The 17,226-nt window shown below is 69.7% G+C and carries 15 protein-coding genes; 4 read left to right on the plus strand and 11 right to left on the minus strand.

The annotated features are described in order from the left end of the window. Window positions 1–15: 15 nt before the first annotated feature. The 5 genes from MRBLWH7_RS05595 to MRBLWH7_RS05615 all read right to left on the minus strand — a co-directional run bounded on the left by MRBLWH7_RS05595 (window position 16) and on the right by MRBLWH7_RS05615 (window position 4,539). Window positions 16–1,800, minus strand: coding sequence for a penicillin-binding protein 2 (locus tag MRBLWH7_RS05595; RefSeq protein WP_341999955.1), 1,785 nt, complete (start codon window positions 1,798–1,800; stop codon window positions 16–18). 68 nt (window positions 1,801–1,868) lie between these two features. Beyond that, window positions 1,869–2,471, minus strand: a complete 603-nt coding sequence (locus MRBLWH7_RS05600) for a hypothetical protein (RefSeq protein WP_341999958.1) — start codon at window positions 2,469–2,471, stop codon at window positions 1,869–1,871. Next, a complete protein-coding gene (rsmH, locus tag MRBLWH7_RS05605; protein WP_341999960.1) occupies window positions 2,468–3,436 on the minus strand; it encodes a 16S rRNA (cytosine(1402)-N(4))-methyltransferase RsmH in 969 nt (322 codons plus the stop codon). The genes MRBLWH7_RS05600 and rsmH overlap by 4 nt, the downstream gene beginning before the upstream one ends. A 109-nt stretch (window positions 3,437–3,545) precedes the next feature. After that, a complete protein-coding gene (gene mraZ / locus MRBLWH7_RS05610; protein WP_056367092.1) occupies window positions 3,546–3,977 on the minus strand; it encodes a division/cell wall cluster transcriptional repressor MraZ in 432 nt (143 codons plus the stop codon). Between the two features lie 196 nt (window positions 3,978–4,173). Further along, window positions 4,174–4,539 (minus strand): DUF3040 domain-containing protein, encoded by a 366-nt coding sequence (locus tag MRBLWH7_RS05615; protein ID WP_341999966.1) that lies wholly within the window; start codon window positions 4,537–4,539, stop codon window positions 4,174–4,176. A 63-nt stretch (window positions 4,540–4,602) separates the two neighbouring features. Between MRBLWH7_RS05615 and MRBLWH7_RS05620 the strand changes: the two genes are divergently transcribed. Next, window positions 4,603–5,697: a polyprenyl synthetase family protein gene (locus tag MRBLWH7_RS05620; protein WP_341999969.1), complete on the plus strand. Its 1,095-nt coding sequence runs from the start codon at window positions 4,603–4,605 to the stop codon at window positions 5,695–5,697. Window positions 5,698–5,716: 19 nt separating this feature from the next. Here the strand turns inward: MRBLWH7_RS05620 and MRBLWH7_RS05625 are convergent, their stop codons facing one another. Further along, window positions 5,717–6,067 carry an Rv2175c family DNA-binding protein gene (locus MRBLWH7_RS05625; RefSeq protein WP_341999973.1) on the minus strand — a complete coding sequence of 117 codons (351 nt, stop codon included), beginning with the start codon at window positions 6,065–6,067 and terminating at the stop codon, window positions 5,717–5,719. Window positions 6,068–6,288: 221 nt separating this feature from the next. On the opposite strand from MRBLWH7_RS05625, the gene MRBLWH7_RS05630 reads away from it, so the two are divergent. Both MRBLWH7_RS05630 and pknB read left to right on the plus strand, forming a co-directional pair. Beyond that, complete coding sequence (locus tag MRBLWH7_RS05630; protein WP_341999976.1) at window positions 6,289–7,428, plus strand: LysM peptidoglycan-binding domain-containing protein; 1,140 nt, start codon at window positions 6,289–6,291, stop codon at window positions 7,426–7,428. A gap of 69 nt (window positions 7,429–7,497) precedes the next feature. Further along, window positions 7,498–9,453, plus strand: coding sequence for a Stk1 family PASTA domain-containing Ser/Thr kinase (gene pknB / locus MRBLWH7_RS05635; protein WP_341999978.1), 1,956 nt, complete (start codon window positions 7,498–7,500; stop codon window positions 9,451–9,453). A 149-nt stretch (window positions 9,454–9,602) separates the two neighbouring features. Here the strand turns inward: pknB and MRBLWH7_RS05640 are convergent, their stop codons facing one another. From MRBLWH7_RS05640 to MRBLWH7_RS05650, 3 genes are all read right to left on the minus strand, one after another. After that, window positions 9,603–10,940, minus strand: coding sequence for a 3-deoxy-7-phosphoheptulonate synthase class II (locus MRBLWH7_RS05640; protein WP_341999980.1), 1,338 nt, complete (start codon window positions 10,938–10,940; stop codon window positions 9,603–9,605). Window positions 10,941–11,003: 63 nt separating this feature from the next. Further along, window positions 11,004–11,693: a lysophospholipid acyltransferase family protein gene (locus MRBLWH7_RS05645; protein WP_341999982.1), complete on the minus strand. Its 690-nt coding sequence runs from the start codon at window positions 11,691–11,693 to the stop codon at window positions 11,004–11,006. 4 nt (window positions 11,694–11,697) lie between these two features. Next, a complete protein-coding gene (locus tag MRBLWH7_RS05650) occupies window positions 11,698–12,633 on the minus strand; it encodes an ROK family protein (protein ID WP_341999984.1) in 936 nt (311 codons plus the stop codon). A gap of 151 nt (window positions 12,634–12,784) precedes the next feature. Here MRBLWH7_RS05650 and MRBLWH7_RS05655 point away from each other — a divergent pair, with 151 nt between their 5' ends. Further along, window positions 12,785–14,611, plus strand: a complete 1,827-nt coding sequence (locus tag MRBLWH7_RS05655; RefSeq protein ID WP_341999986.1) for an AMP-dependent synthetase/ligase — start codon at window positions 12,785–12,787, stop codon at window positions 14,609–14,611. A 74-nt stretch (window positions 14,612–14,685) separates the two neighbouring features. On the opposite strand, the gene MRBLWH7_RS05660 is transcribed toward MRBLWH7_RS05655, so the two are convergent. Both MRBLWH7_RS05660 and MRBLWH7_RS05665 read right to left on the minus strand, forming a co-directional pair. Next, window positions 14,686–15,177 carry a peptide deformylase gene (locus MRBLWH7_RS05660; protein ID WP_341999988.1) on the minus strand — a complete coding sequence of 164 codons (492 nt, stop codon included), beginning with the start codon at window positions 15,175–15,177 and terminating at the stop codon, window positions 14,686–14,688. An 8-nt stretch (window positions 15,178–15,185) separates the two neighbouring features. Beyond that, a complete protein-coding gene (locus MRBLWH7_RS05665; RefSeq protein WP_341999990.1) occupies window positions 15,186–17,198 on the minus strand; it encodes an AAA family ATPase in 2,013 nt (670 codons plus the stop codon). Between the last annotated feature and the right edge of the window lie 28 nt (window positions 17,199–17,226).

Consider the following 17,226-nt stretch of genomic DNA (forward strand, 5'->3'; position numbering starts at 1 on the left):
CGGAAGCTCGGGACACTACCCGAACTTGGGCAGCAGCTCCGGCGACGTCGTCGAGGGCATGACGCGGTAGGTCTTGAGAACCTGGGTCATGGCCTTCTGGAACGCGGTCGCGTTGGCCGCAGACGATGTTACCTTCGTCGGCTCGTCGAGGGTGACGACGACGACGTACTCGGGGTCGTCGGCAGGGGCGAAGCCGACCATCGTCGTGTAGTAGACGCCGGCCTTGTAGTTGCCCTGGCCGTCGCTCTTCTCACCCGTACCCGTCTTGCCGCCGAGGCGGTAGCCGGGGATGGCGACCGTCTTGGCGTAGGGCGCCTGGAGGAAGACGTTCTCGAGCATCTCGCGCATCTGTGCCGACGTACCCTCGCTGATGACACGCTCGGGCTCGGCGACGTCGGGTTCGACGACCGTGCCGTCGGCCTTCGTGCACGACTCGATGATCTGCAGCGGCATCTTCATGCCGCCGTTCACGATCGCCCCGTACGCGCGGGCGAGCTCGGGCATGGTCGTGGTGACGCCCTGACCGAACGAGGTGTTGAGCGTCGTCTGGGCTCCCCATTGATCCGCCGGGTAGATGAGCCCCTGACCTTCGCCCGGGTACCCCGATGCCGTGCCCTTGCCGATGCCGAACCGCGTGAAGTAGTCGTAGCGCGTCTGCTTGTCCACCTTCTGGCTGAACTTCGAGATGCCCGCGTTCGAAGAGTCGATGAGCACGCCGGTGAGCGTGTAGGTGTACGCCGGGTGCTGGAAGGAGTCGCGCACGCGCGCGCCCCCGTCGAAGCCCTCGAGACCCGATGCGACGACGGTGGAGCTCGGTGTCTGTCCGCCGGCGTCGATGACGGTCGCCGCCGTGAGGCCCTTGAAGGTCGACCCGGGCTCGAACCAGTCGGTGAAGATGCTGCTCGTGCGGTCCTTCACCGGGGCGGCGGCGAAGTCGTTGGGGTCGACGGTCGGGTACTCCGCGGCCGCGCGCACCTTGCCGGTCTTCACCTCGTAGACGAGGATCGCGCCGCGCTGGGCGGCCATCGTCTGCGTCTGCTCGGCGATCAGCTGCTGCATGTACCACTGCAGATCGCGGTCGATCGTGAGCTGCAGTGTGCCGCCGTCGGTGGCGGGTGTCTCCCGCTCGGTGCCCGGGATGACGACCCCGTCCTTGCCCTTCTCGTACGTCCGCGTCCCGTTCGTCGCGGCGAGGCACGCGTTCTGGGACTGCTCGAGGCTCTCAAGGGGGGTGCCGTCGGCGCCGACGAAGCCGATGAGGTTGCCGGCGACCGCGCCGTCGGGATACGTGCGTGCGGGATGCGAGACGCACGCGATGTACGGCGTCTCGAGGTCGGCCAGAGCCCGGAACTGCTCTGTCGACACGCCCTTCTTCAGCACCGCGTACTGCGAGTTCGGGTCCTCTGCGAGGGCAGCGCCGACGATCGCACGGACCTCTTCGGGCGTCTGGCCCGTGATCTCGGCCACGTCGTTCGAGACGTCCGCCCACAGTCGGTCGTCGGATTCTCCCGCGAGCACCTGCTCGTCGATCTGGGTGATGAGCAGCGGCGACAGCTGACAGTCGTAGCGAAGGATGCTGCCAGCCAGGGTCTGGCCGTTGGTGTCGACGATCGCCCCGCGCGTGCCGTAGAGCGTCTGCTCGCCGGCGAAGGCGACATCGAGCGAGTCCTTGATGTGATCGTCGGCGTTCACGACCTGGATGTCGACGAGGCGGACGATGAATCCGGCCAGCACCGCCAGGACGACAGCGAGGGCCACGACGGTTCGGCGGCGGGGGCTTCTCGTGCTTCGTGTCGTCATCTGCGTCTCGTGCTCTGCGCCTCGTGCAGTGGGGCGTCTCGATCGGTTCTCGGCTCGGCGTCGTCGCTTCAGTGTGTGCTCGGAGTGGGCAGTCCGTCCGTGAGCGGCGGCGGAGTGTTGCCGACTCCGCCGTCGGGTGTCTCGGCGACCTCGACCGGCAGCCCGTCGATGGTCGCATCGGGCACGGTGACCAGAGGTGTGTCCGTGATGAGCGAGTTGGGAACGGATCCGCGGCCGATCGCGTCGACCGACGACGTGCCCATCGCGACCTCCGACGGTCCGAGGATCGCGCCGTCGCTCAGCCGGAGGTAGCTGGGCGCCTCGTTGATGACCATGCCGAGCGCCGCCGCGTTGGCGGCCAGGTACTGCGGCGAGCTGAGCCCGGCGACGTCGTCGTAGAGGATCTGCTTCTCGTACGTGAGGTCGCGCTGCTCCTTCGTCAGCGCCGCGATCTCATACGTGCCCTGCGTCGTCATGATCGACAGCGACATCTGGGCGCCGGCGATCAGGAACGCCCCCAGCACGGCGACGATCCCGTAGAAGAGCTTCGGACGACGCCGGCGGGCCGGGGCATCGACCACCCGCAGCCGGCGGCGCGGGGCATCCGTCCTCTCCGGGGCGACGGCCCGGCCGAAGCGCGCGCTCGTCGTGGCGTTCGCGATCGTGCTCATGACGCACCCCCAGCGTGCTCGGGCCTCACGCGCTCAGCGGCTCGGAGGCGCACCGGCGTGGCGCGCGGGTTGACCGCGCGCTCCTCGTCGGTGGCGAGCTCGGCACCCTTGACGAGCAGTCGGAACTTGGGGGCGTGCTCGGGCAGCTCGACCGGCAGCCCCTTCGGAGCGGTGGATGCCGAGGCGTCGGCGAAGGCGCGCTTCACCAGCCTGTCTTCGAGGGACTGGTACGAGAGCACCACGATGCGGCCTTTGACCGGGAGGATGCCGAGCGCAGAGGGCACCGCCCGCTCCAGCACCGACAGCTCGCGGTTGACCTCGATGCGCAGGGCCTGGAACACGCGCTTGGCCGGGTGGCCGGTGCGCTGGACGGCGGCAGGAGTCGCCGCCTGCAGGATCTCGACGAGGCGGCCGGACCGATCGATGGGCGCCTCGGCACGCGCGGCGATGATCGCACGGGCGTAGCGACCGGCGAGCTTCTCCTCGCCGTACCGCTCGAAGATGCGCCGCAGGTCGCCCTCGCCGTAGGTCGCGAGGATGTCGGCGGCCGTCGTGCCCGCCGACTGGTCCATGCGCATGTCGAGCGGCGCATCCTGCGCATACGCGAAGCCGCGGTCGGCGACGTCCAGCTGCAGCGATGAGACGCCGAGATCGAAGAGGATGCCGTCGGCCGCGGCGAAACCGCTCGAGATCACCGCGTCCGCGATCCCGTCGTAGACGGTGTGCACCAGGTGCACGCGGTCGCCGAAGGGGGCGAGGCGCTCCCCCGCGATGCGGAGGGCGTCGGTGTCGCGGTCGAGGCCGATGAGCTGGAGCTTCGGGAAGCGCTGGAGGAAGGCCTCGGAGTGGCCGCCCATGCCGAGTGTGGCGTCGACGAACACGGCACCGTCGTGCTCGAGCGCCGGCGCCAGCAGCTCGACGCAGCGCTCGAGCATGACGGGGGTGTGGATGTCGCGGAGGTTCATGATCGTCGCCTGGCGGTCCTGGTCCGTCGGCCCTGATCCCCATCCGCTCCGACCTGGCGCCGGGGAAGTGGCGTCAGGGCACGAGCAGCTGGGAGTCACGGCCGAGGGCTCAGAACAGGCCCGGAATCACCTCCTGCTCCAGCTCGGCGTAGCTCTCTTCGTTGGCCTCGGCGTAGGTGTTCCACGCCGTGGCGTCCCAGATCTCGGCATGAGCGCCTACGCCGGTGACGACGAGGTCGCGCTCCAAGCCGGCGTATGCGCGCAGCGGAGGGGGGATCGTGATGCGGTTCTGACTGTCGGGCTTCTCGGCGCTCGCGCCCGAGAGGAACATGCGCAGGAAGTCGCGCGCCTGCTTGTTCGCGAGCGGCGCCTCGCGGATGCGGTCGTGCACCCGCTCGAACTCCTTCTCGCTGAACACGTACAGGCAGCGATCCTGTCCGCGCGTCACGACGACACCCCCACCAAGGTCGTCGCGGAACTTCGCCGGAAGGATGACGCGCCCTTTGTCATCGAGCTTGGGTGTGTGCGTGCCCAAAAGCATCGGTACATCACACCCCCTTCGTCCGGACCCCGGGTTATGCGCCACTTTACTCCACTCTCCTCCACTTCGCTACCGATTCGTGATCTGACGCTCCTCCGCTCATCGCCCGGGCGGATGTACGGCCGGCGCGCGGGCAACAAAAAAGCACCGACCCGAAGGTCGGTGCTTCTCGTGCCGGTTCAGGCGGCGGGGACGCTCAGCGCTCCTCCTGCCGCTTGTCCCAGCGATCGTTCATGCGGTCCATGAACGAAGCGCTGTTCTGGGGTTTGGCGGGTCGGTCGGCTTCGACTCTCACCTTTCCGGGGCCCCGCCCGGGAGTGACGGCGAGGAGGACCCCGCCCAGCATCACGACGAATCCGATGACGCCGACGACGATCAACTGCTGCGAGACCCCGACGATGAGACCGCCGAGCCCGAGCAGCACGAGGATCGTGCCGTACACGATGTTGCGATAGCTCAGAGTGCGTCCGTCGCGGGGCGCGCTGACGACATCCGCGTCGTTGCGCATGAGATGGCGTTCCATCTCGTCCAGCAGGCGCTGCTCCTGTTCGGAGAGTGGCATGCTTCCCCCTCTGTACTTCCGTGGCTCGATTGTACGCGTGCCGTTCCTCACTAGGCTAGGCCCGTGTCCGCCTCCGCCTCGCCGATCGAAGCCATTTCCCAGCGAGTGGACATGTTCGTCTCGGCTCAGCGCCGGAGTGTGGCCGACGCCGGTCCCGAAGCGGCCCGATTCGTCGCGGCCGGAGCGGATGCCGTGACCGGCGGAAAACGCCTTCGCGGACGCTTCTGCATCTCCGGGTGGAGGGCTGTGGAGGAGTCTTCGGGCACTGTCGGCCCCGCACCCGCCCCCGTGATCGGTGCGGCCGCCGCCCTCGAGGTGTTCCACGCCGCGGCCCTCGTCCACGACGACCTCATCGACAACTCCGACACGCGCCGCGGCCGCCCGTCGGCGCATCGCGCCCTCGAGGCCGGGCACCGCGGCGCGGGCTGGCTCGGCGACGCGGACGCGTTCGGCCGCTCGGGCGCGATCCTGCTCGGCGACCTGCTCGTGGCGTGGAGTGATGACCTCCTCGAGGAGGGTCTTGCGCAGACCTCCCCCGACCGCGCGGCAGCGGCCCGCCGTCAGTACGCGCTGATGCGTCGCGAGGTCACGCTCGGACAGTTCCTCGACATCGCCGAGGAGTCCGCGTTCGCCAGCGAGCCCGACGACCGGCACACCGAGCGGGCGCTGCGCGTGGCATCCTTCAAGTCCGCGCGTTACAGCGTGCAGCAGCCGCTCGCGATCGGCGCTGCGCTCGCGGGGGCGGATGCTGCGCAGGCGGCGGCGCTGGCCGCGTTCGGGCACCCGCTCGGCATGGCCTTCCAGCTGCGCGACGACGTGCTGGGAGTGTTCGGCGATGAGGCCGCGACCGGCAAGCCGTCCGGCGACGACCTGCGCGAGGGAAAGCGCACGGTGCTGATCGCGTATGCGCGGGAGGCGCTCGCGCCGACCGCACGGCGGATCGTCGACGAGCTCGTCGGCGACCCCGGCCTCGACTCTTCCCAGATCGCGTCGCTGCAGCAGACGATCGTCGACACCGGCGCGCTCGACCGCGTCGAGAGGCTCATCGCCGATTACGCGCACGAGGCCGATCGCGCACTCTCGGGCGCACGGCTCGGCAATGCGGCCGTGGGCGAGCTGCGCGACCTCGCGCGGGCCGCGACGGTCCGCACGACCTGAGTCCCCGGACGCCGAAGGGTCAGGCCAGGGTGCGGGCGACCCGGCGGACCTCGCTCTTACGACCGGCGAGGAGCGCCTCGATCGGTGCGATCCCGATCGTGTCCTCGGGGCTCAGCAGCCAGTCGATCGCCTCGTCGTCCGAGAAGCCGGCGTCGTGCAGGACGAACACGGTGCCCCGCAGCGACGACAGCGGGTGCCCGTCCACGACGAAGACCGACGGCACCTTGAATACGCCGTCGCGCTTGGAGCCGACGAGGTAGTACTCGTCGAGCAGTCGGCGTACCCGGCCGAGGGGTTCGCCGAGCACCTCCACGAGGTCGGGCAGGGTGAGCCAGTCGGTCTCGAAGCGCGGAGCGGCGTCAGAGGTCACGGAAGCAACTATCTCAGATCGCATCGGGCACTCGTCCACCGCACTCTGGCCTCATGAGTAACAGAAACCTCTTTGATTAACACCAGTTGACACCAATAAACATCCGTGACACGGTTCTCGAAGTCGACTGAGGGGGGAAACTCGTGCGACAGGTCCGGAGTACAAAGAATCGTGTCGACCGCAGCGGCACGCCGTCTCGAGCGATCTTCGCCGGCGTCCCCGTGGCCGTCGCAGGTTCGATCGCGCTGACGCTGTCGGCGGCGCCCGCACATGCAGCGACGACGGATGCTGCGCCCGTGAGCGTGCCGCGCATGCTCGGCGCCGCCGCCGTGAACGTCCCCCGCGTCACCGCGCTTCCCACGGTCCGGGTGGCGGCCGAGACCGCGCCCGCGACGTATACCGTGCAGCGCGGCGACACCGTGAGCCGGATCGCGGCGCGGTTCGGCCTGCGCACGAACGACGTGCTCGCCCTCAACGGGCTCGGCTGGTCGTCGACGATCTACCCGGGTCAGGTGCTCAAGCTCAGCGCGGCCGCCGCACCCGCGCCCGCCGCACCCGCGCCGGCCCCGTCTGCCGGCACGTACACCGTCCAGCGCGGCGACACCGTCAGCGCGATCGCCAAGCGCCACGGCACCACGACGAACGCGGTGCTCTCGGCCAACGGGCTCGGCTGGTCTTCGATCATCTACCCCGGCCAGACCATCAGGATTCCCGGCGCGGCCGCGCCCGCAGCATCCGTTGCCGCGCCGGCGCCGGCGCCCGCTCCTGCTCCCGCGCCCGACACGACGTCGGGCGGGTCGCACACGATCACCGCAGGCGAGACGATCAGCTCGATCGCGAGCCGGTACGGCGTCACGACGAACGCCGTGCTCTCGGCCAACGGGCTCGGCTGGTCGTCGATCATCTACCCCGGACAGACCATCAAGATCCCGGTCTCGGCCCCCTCGATCCCAGGCCTCACGTCGGAGCAGGTCTCCAACGCGCAGCTGATCGTGCGCATCGGGCGGGAACTCGGCGTCTCCGACAGAGGTATCGCCATCGCACTCGGCACCGCGATGCAGGAATCGTCGCTGCGCAACGTGACGTGGGGCGACCGCGACTCGCTCGGCCTGTTCCAGCAGCGTCCGAGCTACGGCTGGGGCACTGCCGCGGAGGTGCAGGATGCTGCACGTGCGACGCGCGTCTTCTTCGGCGGCGCCGGCGACCCCAACGGCTCGCGCACGCGCGGGCTGCGCGACATCCCCGGCTGGGAGAACCTGACCTTCACGCAGGCCGCCCAGGCGGTGCAGATCTCGGCCTATCCGGACGCGTACGCCCAGTGGGAGGCCTCCGCCTACTCCTGGCTCGCCGCGCTCGGCTGACGTCACATTGCGATCTCGGCGGGTGAGCCGCTCCGCCGGCTCGCAGGCACGGATCCGTAGACTCTGAGGGTGAGCACGAGTCAGCAGACGGATCCGCTGATCGGCCGTCTGGTCGACGGCCGATACCGGGTGCGTGCTCGCATCGCCCGCGGTGGCATGGCCACCGTGTATGTGGCGACAGATCTGCGCCTCGAGCGACGGGTCGCGCTCAAGGTCATGCACTCCCACCTGAGCGATGACACGGTCTTCCAGAGCCGGTTCATCCAGGAGGCCCGCGCGGCCGCCCGCCTCGCCGATCCGCACGTGGTCAACGTGTTCGATCAGGGCCAGGACGGCGACATGGCGTACCTCGTCATGGAGTACCTCCCCGGCATCACGCTGCGCGAGCTCCTGCGCGAGCAGCGCCGGCTGACCGTCCCGCAGGCGGTGTCGATCCTCGACGCCGTGCTGTCCGGGCTCGCCGCCGCGCACAAGGCCGGCATCGTGCACCGCGACGTCAAGCCTGAGAACGTGCTCCTCGCCGAAGACGGCCGCATCAAGATCGGCGACTTCGGTCTTGCCCGCGCGACGACCGCGAACACCGCATCGGGCGCCCAGCTGCTCGGCACGATCGCGTACCTGGCACCCGAGCTCGTCACGCGCGGCACCGCAGACGCGCGCAGCGACATCTACGCCATCGGCATCATGCTGTACGAGATGCTCACCGGCGAGCAGCCGTACAAGGGCGAGCAGCCGATGCAGATCGCGTTCCAGCACGCCACCGACTCCGTGCCGCGGCCGAGCGTGAAGAATCCGGGCGTTCCCGAGCCCCTCGACGAGCTCGTGCTGTGGGCGACCGAGAAGTCGCCCGACGAGCGGCCCGTCGACGCGCGCGAGATGCTGCAGCGCCTGCACGACATCGAGCGCGAGCTCGGCATCTCCCCCGTCGTCACCCGCACGGGCCCCATCGGCATCGTGCGCGACGACGTCGCCGCGACCGGCGAGCTCACGGCGGTGCTGCCCGGCACGGCGACCGGTCCCATCGCCACGATGGCCGATGTCGACAACGCCGGCCGTCTGCGCACGGCGACCCAGCGCCGACGCTCTCGCGGCGCCTGGCTCGTCGTGCTCGTGCTCGTGCTCGCGACGCTCGCGGGCGGCCTGGGCTGGTGGTTCGGCTCCGGTCCGGGCTCGATGGTCGCGGTCGCCGACGTCACCGGCATGACGTTCGACCAGGCGTCTGCACGTCTCCAGGAGGACTCGCTCGTCGCGGTCCAGCAGGGCGAGTACAGCCTCGACGTCGCGGCGGGTGAGGTCATCCGCAGCGATCCGGGTGGCGGCACCCGCGTCGACAAGGGCGCCGAGGTGGACGTCTACGTCTCGCTCGGTCCGCAGGAGGCGACATTCCCGTCGTTCTCGGGAATGCCCGAGGCCGATGCGCGCGCCGCCCTCCAGGCCCAGTCCGTGTCCGCCCCAGACGAGAGCGCCACCTTCTTCACCGACGCCGCCCCCGACGTCGTCATCGGCGTGATCATCCGCCCCGCGGGCGCGCCGGAGGACGGCTCGCAGGATGTCGCCTGCATGGACGGCTGCACCGTGCACCAGGGCGACACCGCGCGCCTGCAGGTCTCGCTCGGCCCTCTCCCGAACGTCTCGGGCGAGAGCGAGGGCAAGGCGCGCAGCACGCTCGAGGGCCTCGGGCTCGTCGTCGCCGATCCCAGCCAGGCCGAGTCCAGCGACTCGGTGAAGGCCGAGCGCGTCATCCGCGTCATCGGCAAGGAGGACGGCACCTGGCTCGCTCCCGGCGACACGGTGACCCTCGTGGTGTCGACCGGCCCTGCGCTGTTCGAGGTCCCCGACTTCGAGGGCATGACGCTGGCGGCAGCACGCCAGGCCGCCGCCGACGCCGGATTCACCATCGACTACGACGACCGCTGGGACGCCTTCCCCGACCCGTTCACCAAGGTCGAGTCGCAGAAGCCCGACGCCGGCGACATGGAGCCCAAGGGCACCGTCATCTCGCTGCGCATCGCCGCCGCCCTCTGACGCAGAACGAACAGATCCCGGATGCCTCGGGGTGAGGCATCCGGGATCTTCTGCGTGTCAGGCTGACGGGGTCTCGACTCGCTTCGCTCGCTCAACCTCGACCCGGCACGCATCAACGCTCGCTGGCGCTCGCATTGATCCGAGCCGCGTCAACGCTTCTCGAGCTCCTCGGCCACGAGGAAGGCGAGCTCGAGCGACTGCATGTGGTTGAGGCGCGGGTCGCACAGCGACTCGTAGCGGGTCGCAAGGGTGGCCTCGTCGATCTGCTCGGAGCCGCCGAGGCACTCGGTGACGTCGTCGCCGGTGAGCTCGACGTGTATGCCGCCGGGGAACGTGCCCACCGAGCGGTGCGCCTCGAAGAAGCCGCGCACCTCGTCGACGACGTCGTCGAAGCGACGCGTCTTGTAACCGGTGGGCGTCGTGATGCCGTTGCCGTGCATCGGGTCGGTGACCCACAGCGGGGTCGCGCCCGAGTCCTTGACGGCCTCGAGCAACGGCGGCAGCGCGTCGCGGATCTTGCCCGCTCCCATGCGAGTGATGAAGGTGAGGCGACCGGGCTCCCGGTTCGGGTCGAGCTTGTCGATGAGCTCGAGCGCCGTCTCGGGCGAGGTGGTGGGGCCGAGCTTCACGCCGATGGGGTTGCGGATCTTCGAGAAGTAGTCGACGTGCGCGCCGTCGAGGTCGCGCGTGCGCTCGCCGATCCACAGGAAGTGGGCCGACGTGTTGTACGGCGTGCTCGTGCGCGAGTCGATGCGGGTCATCGGGCGCTCGTAGTCCATGAGCAGACCCTCGTGACCCGTGTAGAACTCGACGCGCTTGAGCTCGTCGAAGTCCGCGCCGGCGGCCTCCATGAACTTGATGGCGCGGTCGATCTCGGTCGCCAGGCGCTCGTACTGCTGGTTGGCGGGGTTCTGGGCGAATCCCCTGTTCCACGAGTGCACCTCGCGGAGGTCGGCGAAGCCACCCTGCGTGAACGCGCGGATCAGATTGATGGTCGACGCGGCCGTGTGGTAGCCCTTGAGCAGCCGGTTCGGGTCCGCCTTGCGCGAGTGCTCGGTGAAGTCGTAGCCGTTCACGATGTCGCCGCGGTAGGCCGGCAGGGTCACGTCGCCTCGCGTCTCGGTGTCGCTCGAGCGGGGCTTCGCGAACTGGCCCGCCATGCGGCCCATCTTCACGACCGGCATGGACGCGCCATACGTGAGCACGACGGCCATCTGCAGCACCGTCTTGATGCGGTTGCGGATCTGCTCGGCGGTCGCGCCGGCGAAGGTCTCGGCGCAGTCGCCGCCCTGGAGGAGGAACGCCCTGCCCGAGGCGGCGCGCGCGAGGCGGTCGCGGAGGTTGTCGACCTCACCGGCGAAGACCAGCGGCGGCAGGGTCGCCAGTTCGGCGGATGCTGCGGCCACAGCCTCGGCGTCATACCACTGCGGCTGCTGCTTGATGGGCAGGGTCCGCCAATGGTCGAGTGCGTCGAGGTGCTGGAGCATCCCCCGATTCTAGCCGTGGCTCGGCGGGCGCCGGCGCCGCGTGACGACCGGCCAGCCGGGCGTTCAGCGGGACTTCGGCTTGAGCCGGTCCTTGACGGTCGACGCGTAGACGTCCTCGTACTCCTGCTCCCCCAGCCGCTGCAGCGCGACCATGATCTCGTCGGTGATCGAGCGCAGGATGTAGCGGTCGCCCTCCATGCCCTGGAAGCGCGAGAAGTCGAGCGGTTCGCCCACCACGATGCCGACCCGCACGATCCGCGGGATGGTGGTGCCGATGGGCATCATCGTGTCAGTGTCGACCATCACGACCGGCACGACCGGAACGTGCGCCTCGAGGGCCATACGGGCGATGCCGGTGCGACCGCGGTAGAGCTTGCCGTCGGGGCTGCGCGTGCCCTCGGGGTAGATGCCGAGCAGATCACCGCTGCCGAGCACCTGAAGACCCGTGTTGAGGGATGCCTCGGACGCCTTGCCGCCGGAACGGTCGATGGGAAGCTGGCCCGTGCCCTTGAAGAACATGCGGGTCGCCCAGCCCCTGAGCCCCTTGCCGGTGAAGTAGTCGCTCTTCGCGAGGAACACCACCGGCCGGTCGAGCATGAGCGGCAGGAAGATCGAGTCCACGAACGACAGGTGGTTGCTCGCGAGGATCGCGGCGCCCTCGGCGGGGATGTTGCGACGGCCGACGATCCACGGGCGCCAGATCGCCTTGACGATCGGTCCGATGACCACGTATTTCATCAGCCAGTAGAACATCGCGCTACGCCTGTGTCCCCGCGAGGTCGGCCGCTCCGATGAGGCCTGCGTCGTTGACGAGCTTCGCGATCTTGAAACTCGCGATCGGCCGGTCGCCGTAGCCGGGCAGCGACTTCTCGTACGCAACGCGCATAGGGGCGAGCAGGGCGTCGCCGAGCTGGGCGACGCCGCCGCCGATGACGAAGAGCTCGGGGTCGAGCACCGCCTGGAATCCGCCGCACGCCTCGCCGAGCGCGGTCGCGACGCGCCGGAGCGCCTCTGCGGCGCCGGCGTCGCCGGCGAGCACGAGGCGCGACACGGCCGGCCCGCTGATCTTGCCGTTCTCGGCACGGTGCGCTGCGAGAGCGGCGCCGATGCCGCCGCCGTCGGCGATGTCGTTGGCCTCGCGCTGCAGAGCGCGGCCCGACGCATACTGCTCGAGGCATCCGTGCTGACCGCAGCCGCAGAGGATGCCGTCGCGGATGAAGCGGATGTGCCCGAGCTCGGCGGCGATGCCGTGCCCGCCGCGGAAGAGCTGGCCGTCCAGGACGACCGCCCCGCCGACGCCGGTGCCCATCGTGAGCATGACCATGTGCTCGACGCCGCGGCCCGCCCCGAAGCGGAACTCGGCCCACCCTGCGGCGTTCGCGTCGTTCTCGATGGTGACCGGCAGGCCGATCCCCTCTTCGAGCGTCGCCTTCAGCGGCTCGTTGTGCCACGCGATGTTGGGGGCGTGGATGACGGTCGCCCGGTCGCGGTCGATGAAACCGGCCGCCGCGACGCCCACGGCGGCGACGTCGTGCGCGCCGCGGAAGTAGCGGGCCATGTCGACGACGGCCTGCGCCAGCGCGGCGGTGTCGGTGGGCGTGTCGACACGGAGCTGTTCGACGATGGTGCCCTCTGAGTCGACCACTCCGCCCGCGATCTTGGTTCCGCCGATGTCGATGCCGACCTTGAGCACGTTCTCCCTCTCCTCCGCCGCACGCGCGACAGCGCCTTGAAGTCTATCCAGGCGGTGCTCTCCACATCCCCCGCTGAGTTCGATGTGACACCTGATTAGACTCGGATGAGATCCACCCGAGATTCAGTCGTCCGGTACCGAAGGAGCTGCCGTGGTCCAATTCGAAGTCCCTGCTATCGTCCCCGCCGATCCGCAGGCGAACATCACCGACCTCCTGGTCGAGCGCGTCAAGGCGACGCCGAACCTCGCGCTGTTCGCCGTGCCCGAGGGCGAAGGGTGGCGCGACATCACCGCCGCCGATTTCCAGAAGCAGGTCATCGCGCTGGCCAAGGGCTTCGTCGCGGGCGGCATCGAGCCCGGCGACAAGGTGGGCTTCATCGCACGCACGACCTACGAATGGACGCTCGTCGACTTCGCGCTGTTCTTTGCCGGCGCGGTCATGGTGCCGATCTACGAGACCAGCTCGAGCGCGCAGATCGCCTGGAACCTGACCGACTCGGGCGCAGTCGCCGTCATCACCGAGCTGCCCGACCACAGCGCGCGGCTCGCCGACGCGCGTCCCGAGCTCCCGCTGATCCGCTCGGCGTGGGAGATGCACGGCGGCGACCTCGACAAGCTCGTCGCCGAGGGCGCGAGCATCACGGACGAAGAGATCGAACGGCGTCGCAACATCGCGAACGGCGCCGACATCGCGACGCTCATCTACACCTCGGGCTCCACCGGGCGTCCCAAGGGCTGCGTGCTGACCCACAGCAACTTCGTCGAGCTGGCGCGCAACTCCGCCAAGTCGCTGCACGAGGTCGTCGAGACGCCGGGCGCCTCGACCCTCCTCTTCATCACCACGGCGCACGTGTTCGCGCGCTTCATCTCGATCCTCGACATCCATGCCGGGGTGAAGACGGGCCACCAGCCCGACACGAAGCAGCTGCTGCCCGCCCTGGGGTCGTTCAAACCGACGTTCCTCCTGGCCGTGCCGCGCGTGTTCGAGAAGGTCTACAACTCGGCCGAGCAGAAGGCGGAGGCGGGCGGCAAGGGCAAGATCTTCCGCGCCGCCGCGCACACCGCGATCGAGCACTCCCGCCTTCAGCAGGAGGGCAAGAAGATCCCCTTCGGCACGAAGATCAAGTTCGCGCTGTTCGACCGCCTCGTCTACAGCAAGCTGCGCACGGCGATGGGCGGGAATGTCACGTACGCCGTCTCGGGCTCCGCTCCCCTGGGCCCGCGCCTCGGGCACTTCTTCCACAGCCTCGGCGTCACGATCCTCGAGGGCTACGGCCTCACCGAGACGACGGCCCCCGCGACCGTCAACCTGGCGACGAAGTCCAAGATCGGCACCGTGGGCCCGGTCCTGCCGGGTGTCGGCATCCGTCTCGCCGACGACGGCGAGATCCAGGTGCGCGGGATCAACGTGTTCAAGGAGTACTGGCGCAACCCGGAGGCCACCGCGGCCACGTTCGACGGCGACTGGTTCAAGACCGGCGACATCGGCGCGTTCGACTCCGAGGGCTTCCTCACGATCACCGGTCGCAAGAAGGAGATCATCGTCACCGCCGGCGGAAAGAACGTCTCCCCCGCGGCTCTCGAGGACCCGATCCGCGCCAACCCGATCGTCGGTCAGGTCGTGGTCGTCGGCGACCAGAAGCCGTTCATCGCGGCCCTCGTGACGCTCGACCCCGAGATGCTGCCGGCTTGGCTCTCGAACAACGGCCTGCCGGGCGACATGTCGCTCGCCGACGCCGCCAAGAACGACGCGGTGCGTGCCGAGGTGCAGCGGGCGATCGACATCGCGAACAAGAACGTCTCGCGCGCCGAGTCGATCCGCAAGTTCACCATCCTCCCCACGGAGTGGACGGAGGGCAGCGGGCACCTCACCCCGAAGATGAGCATCAAGCGCAACGTCATCCTCGATGACTTCGCCGGCGACATCGACGAGATCTACGCCGTTCCCGTCAACACGACGAACGTGTCGCTCTCGTAGCGGACGACGGATGCCGCGAGCCCCGGGCCCTTTTCAGGGTCCGGGGCTTCGCGTTGCGCGGTGAAGCGGGCGTCTCAGAACCAGTCGGACTCGCGGATCTCACGCATCGCCGTGCGGCGCCCCTCAGGGGTGAGGCGGTCGAGGTACAGCGTGCCGTCGAGGTGGTCGGTCTCGTGCTGCAGCGCCTGGGCAAGAAGGCCTTCGCCCTCGAGCACGACTTCGGCGCCGTCGAGGTCGATGCCGACGACCTTTGCCCAGGGGTAGCGCACGGCGTCGTGCCACAGGCCGGGCACCGACAGGCAGCCCTCGCCGATCGCCTCGGGCTCACCCGAGACCTCGACCAGCACGGGATTCAGGACGTAGCCGATGTCGCCGTCGATGTTGTAGCTGAACGCGCGCAGCCCGACACCGATCTGCGGCGCTGCGACGCCGGCTCGACCGGGGAGCTCGACGGTGTCGACGAGGTCGCGGACCAGGGCGCGCACGCCGTCGTCGATCACACCGATGGGGGCGCTGACGGACTTCAGGACGGGGTCGCCGAACACGCGGATGGGGCGGACTGCCATCGGATGCCTCAGGCCGCCGTCGAGAGGGAGCGCAGGCCCTCGACCACGGTGGCGGCGAGCCGGCGGGCGGCATCGCGCGTCGCGGGCTGGAGCTCGCGGAACACGATGGCGCTGCCGGCCGCGATGTGCGCGTCGTACGGCACGCGCACGACGGCGCGCACGCGGGTGCGGAAGTGCGATTCGAGCTCATCGAGCTGGACGAGCGGATGCCCCGGCCGCGCGTTGTTGAGCACCACGACGGCGCTGCGCACCTTGTCGGCGTAGCCGTTCGTCTCGAGCCACGTGAGCGTCTCGGACGCGAGCCGCGCCTCGTCGACGCTGAGGCCGGCGACGATCACGATCTGGTCGGCGAGGTCGAGCGTCGCCCCCATCACCGAGTGGACGATGCCCGTGCCGGTGTCGGTGAGCACGACCGAGTAGTAGTGGGCCGCGAGGGCCGCGACATCCCGGTAGTCGGCGTCGTTGAACGCCTCGGAGACGCGCGGGTCGGTGTCGGAGGCGACGACGTCCAGACGCGTCTCGTCGCGGGCGACGATGCCCGAAAGGTCGTTGAAGCCGACGACCTCAGGGCTGATGCGCACGAGGTCGCGCACCGTCTTGCCGCTGTCACGCGAGATGCGCTCGGCGAGCGTGCCACGGTCGGGGTTGGCGTCGACGGCGATCACCCGGTCGTCGCGCGCGTCGGCCAGCGCCTGACCGAGCAGGGTGGTGACGGTCGTCTTGCCGACGCCGCCCTTGCGCGAAAGCACGGGCACGAAGCGCGCGCCGCCGGCGAGCGGCGCCGCGATGCGGCGGTCGAGCTCTTTGCGGGCCTTCGCGCGCTTGCTGTCGCCGAGGTTGATGCGCTTGCCCGAGATCGAGTAGACGAAATGCTGCCACGCGCCCTCGGGCTCGGGGCGCACCACCTGGTGCGGGTCGAGCAGGCGATCGGCGGTGAGCAGGTCGGCGGTCTCACGGTCGGCCTCGAACTCGCCGAGGCGCTTCGAGGTCAGGGCCACATCGGCGCGCGGGAACGGCGTGCGCTCGACCGCCGAGCGCTCCATCACCGGCTGGGCGCCGGTGTGGTTGGCCTCGCGGCGCGTGGCGGGCGCAGGTGCAGGTGCGGTCTGCGCCGCCGCAGCTGCCGCCGGGACCGACGGACGGGCGGGCGCCGGCTTCGGCGCGGCAGGCGCCGGTGTCGCGGTTGCCTTCTGGTCGTCGGCAGGGGTCTTGGCGCTCATGGGCTCCTCCGCGCTGTCGTCGGTCGCGATGACATCGTCTCCCGTTGCGGCGTTCTCCGCCAGGGCGGATTCCACGCCGTCGTCGGCGAGTTCGAGGTCGAACTCGGCCGGATCGAATTCGCCGTCGAAGTCGGCGTCTTCGAATTCCACGGCGTCGAAGTCGGCGATCGCGAACTCGTCGACCGCTGGCTCCGCGGGTGCGGACTCGGTGGCAACGGGTTCGGCCGGCGGCTCTTGGGCCACGGGCTCGGCCTCGGGCTCGGTGGCGACGGGCTCTTCGGCGACGGGCTCTTCGGCGACCGGCGCGGACTCGTCGGCGACGGCTTCGGGCTCTTCGACCACGGACTCGACCTCGGTTTCGGGCTCGGCCCATGCCTCCTCGACCACGTCGTCGCGGTCGACCTCGACCTCGGCCTCGATCACGTCGACGATCTCAGCGTCGGCGAGGTCCTCCGTCGGCGGGACCGGGGCGAACCCCTCGCCCTCGACGGTCCACTCCTCGAGGTCGGCCGGGCTCTCGACGATCTCGGCCTCGCTCGTCTCGGTGGAGAATTCCTCCACCGAGACCGCCTCGATCACCGGAAGGTCGGCGTCGGCCGGGATCTCGATGACGAAGGGCACCTCGTCGTCGATCACGCCGTCGTCGTCGCGGTCGTCGTCGGATTCGGACGGCAGTTCGACGTTCACCTGCGCCGTCGCACCACCCAGGATGCCGAGACCGGTCGTGTCGATGCTTTCGGTCTCGGACAGCACGCCGTTTTCAGGCTCGTCGGGCGTGTGTTCGGTGCGATCGGGCGTCACAGCGGGGTTCTCCTGAAAAGACGGCGCC

The organism is Microbacterium sp. LWH7-1.2 (assembly GCF_038397755.1).
GTDB lineage: Bacteria > Actinomycetota > Actinomycetes > Actinomycetales > Microbacteriaceae > Microbacterium.

Excerpts from the sequence above, each read along its gene's own strand:
- MRBLWH7_RS05595 (WP_341999955.1), bottom strand. The coding sequence starts at position 1,800 with ATGACGACACGAAGCACGAGAAGCCCCCGCCGCCGAACCGTCGTGGCC.
- MRBLWH7_RS05600 (WP_341999958.1), bottom strand. The coding sequence starts at position 2,471 with ATGAGCACGATCGCGAACGCCACGACGAGCGCGCGCTTCGGCCGGGCC.
- rsmH (WP_341999960.1), bottom strand. The coding sequence starts at position 3,436 with ATGAACCTCCGCGACATCCACACCCCCGTCATGCTCGAGCGCTGCGTC.
- mraZ (WP_056367092.1), bottom strand. The coding sequence starts at position 3,977 with ATGCTTTTGGGCACGCACACACCCAAGCTCGATGACAAAGGGCGCGTC.
- MRBLWH7_RS05615 (WP_341999966.1), bottom strand. The coding sequence starts at position 4,539 with ATGCCACTCTCCGAACAGGAGCAGCGCCTGCTGGACGAGATGGAACGC.
- MRBLWH7_RS05640 (WP_341999980.1), bottom strand. The coding sequence starts at position 10,940 with ATGCTCCAGCACCTCGACGCACTCGACCATTGGCGGACCCTGCCCATC.
- MRBLWH7_RS05645 (WP_341999982.1), bottom strand. The coding sequence starts at position 11,693 with ATGTTCTACTGGCTGATGAAATACGTGGTCATCGGACCGATCGTCAAG.
- MRBLWH7_RS05660 (WP_341999988.1), bottom strand. The coding sequence starts at position 15,177 with ATGGCAGTCCGCCCCATCCGCGTGTTCGGCGACCCCGTCCTGAAGTCC.